Raw genomic sequence first — 2,646 nt, 5'->3', positions numbered from 1 at the left:
TGGAAAAACCGGTCAAATTGACCACCCAATTCCAGTGCAAATTGACCACCAGTTCCGGAGTAAACTGACCACCCTATTCCAGTTCAAATTGACCACCTAATTTTGGGGTAAAATTGAGCATTAAAAACTACTTACTTTTTCATGTTGTTAGCACCATACATTCGTTAAAAAAATACGGATTATGGCAAACAAATTAATAGACATGAGTAAAATTAGAAAAGTAATTAAATTCTATTGTAACGGCAAGAGTAAGTTATTCATAAGTAGCTACTTATCCCTTTCTAGGAATACAGTAAAGAAGTATATTTCTTTATTTGAAGTCCTTGGATTAAGTTTAGAAGTCCTTAATGAAAAAACAGATGCAGAACTAGAACTTTTGTTTTCACATACTACCGTGGAATCAATAAGTCCCAAGATGCAGATTCTTTATGCTTTTTTCCCTAAAATGGAACGGGAACTTAAAAAAGTGGGCGTTACCATTCAGCACCTTTGGGAGCAATATATTGCCCTAAACCCTGAAGGCTACAAGAGTTCACAATTTAGCCATCACTACAAAATATGGGGCAAACGGGTCAATCCGGTAATGCATATGAATCACAAAGCTGGTGATAAAATGTATGTAGATTATGCTGGAAAAACACTCTCTATCATTGATAAAGACACAGGAGAAATCAAAGAAGTACAGTTTTTTGTAGCCATATTGGGAGCCAGTCAATACACCTATGCAGAGGCTTCTATGAGCCAACAAAAGGAAGATTTTGTTAGTTCTGTAGAAAATGCTATGTGCTTTTTCGAAGGTACTCCTGAGGCTATTGTCCCCGACAATCTAAAATCTGCAGTAATAAAAAGCAGTCGTTTTGAACCCACAATTAATGAGACCTTGGCTGATTTAGCCGAACATTACCAAACCACAATCTTGCCTGCCAGGGCGTATAAACCAAGAGATAAGTCATTGGTTGAAGGAGCCGTTAAGATATTGTACCGAAGGATTTATGTAAATCTAAAAGAAACCAAATTCTTTTCTCTGGAAGAATTAAACCAGCAGATATGGGATTTATTGGATGCTCATAATAGCCGAAAACTCACAGGACGTCCTTACTCTCGTATAGAATTATTTTTAGAAGACGAGCAACAAAAACTACGTCCACTACCACAAGAACGCTTTGAAATCAAATACCAATCCTTTGCAACAGTGATGCAAAATGGACATGTTCAATTGAGTCAGGACAAAAATTACTACAGCGTTCCCTATCAATATATCAAGAAAAAAGCGAAACTATTATATACCAAATCAACCGTAGAGATCTATTACAAATACAACCGAATAGCCGTTCACGCGCGAAATTACAAGCCTTACATCTATAATACAACTCCAGAACATTTGGCCAGTACGCATCAATTTGTAGCCCAGTGGAGTGCTGCTCGCTTCATTGATTGGGCAAATAGCATTGATGCCTTTGTAGGGGAATATATTTTACAGATTATTGAAAGTAGAAACCATCCTGAACAAGCCTATAAAAGTTGTTTAGGAATACTAAATTTCGAGAAAAAGGTGGGGAAGCAGCGATTAATAAATGCTTGCAGGCGGGCACTTGATTTTAAAATTTACAATTTTAAGACCATACAAAATATATTAGAAAACAACTTAGACCATATTGATTTTGAACAAGAACCCGAGCAAGAACTCCCGGTTCACGGTAACATAAGAGGAAAACAGTATTATAATTAAATTAAAAACCAAGTAATCATGAATGAATCCACAGTAACAAAAATGAAACAAATGAAGCTTTATGGCATGTTCAATGCTTTTAAAACAGCTATTGAAAGCGGAAAAACAGACCATTACACACTCGATCAGTTTGTATCGATGCTAATTGATGCCGAATGGGATGAAAGGCACAATCGGCGTATTGCTCGCAGTATCACTAATGCCCGATTCCATTACAAATCAAATATTGAAAACATCAATTTTGACCAAACCCGTAATCTAGATCGTAACATGGTTCTGCGTTTAGCAGAATGTGAATTTGTAGAAAAAAACGAAAATATTTTAATCACTGGAAGTACTGGTGTAGGCAAAAGTTATTTAGGCACTGCATTAGGCTATCAAGCCTGTATACAGGGTTTTAAAGTGAGTTATTTTAATACATCTAAGTTGTTTGCTAAATTAAAAATGGCCAAAGCAGATGGTTCTTACCTACGAGAATTGGCTAAAATAGAAAGGCAAGATGTTATTATACTAGACGATTTTGGACTCCAAGCATTGGATAGTCACAACCGAATTACCCTTTTGGAGATCATTGAAGACAGGCATAATAATGGTTCCATTATTGTAACCTCACAAATCCCAGTGCAAGGTTGGTATGATATAATTGGCGAAAAAACTATTGCCGATGCCATTTTGGATAGACTCATACATCAATCCCATCGACTCGAATTACATGGAGAATCTATGAGAAAAAAAAGAGGGTTAAACAAAGGCTAATATTTAACTATATTTGAATACTAATTAACAGATGAAAAAAAGTAGTTTTTATTGAAAATGGAGGTGGTCAGTTTGCTCCGGAATTAGGTGGTCATTTTGAATTGGAATCAGGTGCTCACTTTAAATTGGAATTGGGTGGTCAATATCACTGGAATTTGCAC

The 2,646-nt window shown here is 36.1% G+C and carries 2 protein-coding genes; both read left to right on the top strand.

Annotated elements, in window-relative coordinates; translation table 11 throughout:
- Positions 1–181 precede the first annotated feature (181 nt).
- Positions 182–1,729, top strand: a complete 1,548-nt coding sequence (gene istA / locus EKL98_RS15240; protein ID WP_126563068.1) for an IS21 family transposase — start codon at positions 182–184, stop codon at positions 1,727–1,729.
- 18 nt (positions 1,730–1,747) lie between these two features.
- The gene (gene istB / locus EKL98_RS15235) at positions 1,748–2,485 is read left to right on the top strand and encodes an IS21-like element helper ATPase IstB (protein WP_091255760.1); all 738 of its coding nucleotides are present in this window, start codon (positions 1,748–1,750) and stop codon (positions 2,483–2,485) included.
- Positions 2,486–2,646 lie beyond the last annotated feature (161 nt).

Source organism: Flavobacterium bomense, from assembly GCF_003970355.1.
Note: the sequence above shows the minus strand (reverse complement) of the source record. Positions and strands in the feature narration are given on the sequence as shown.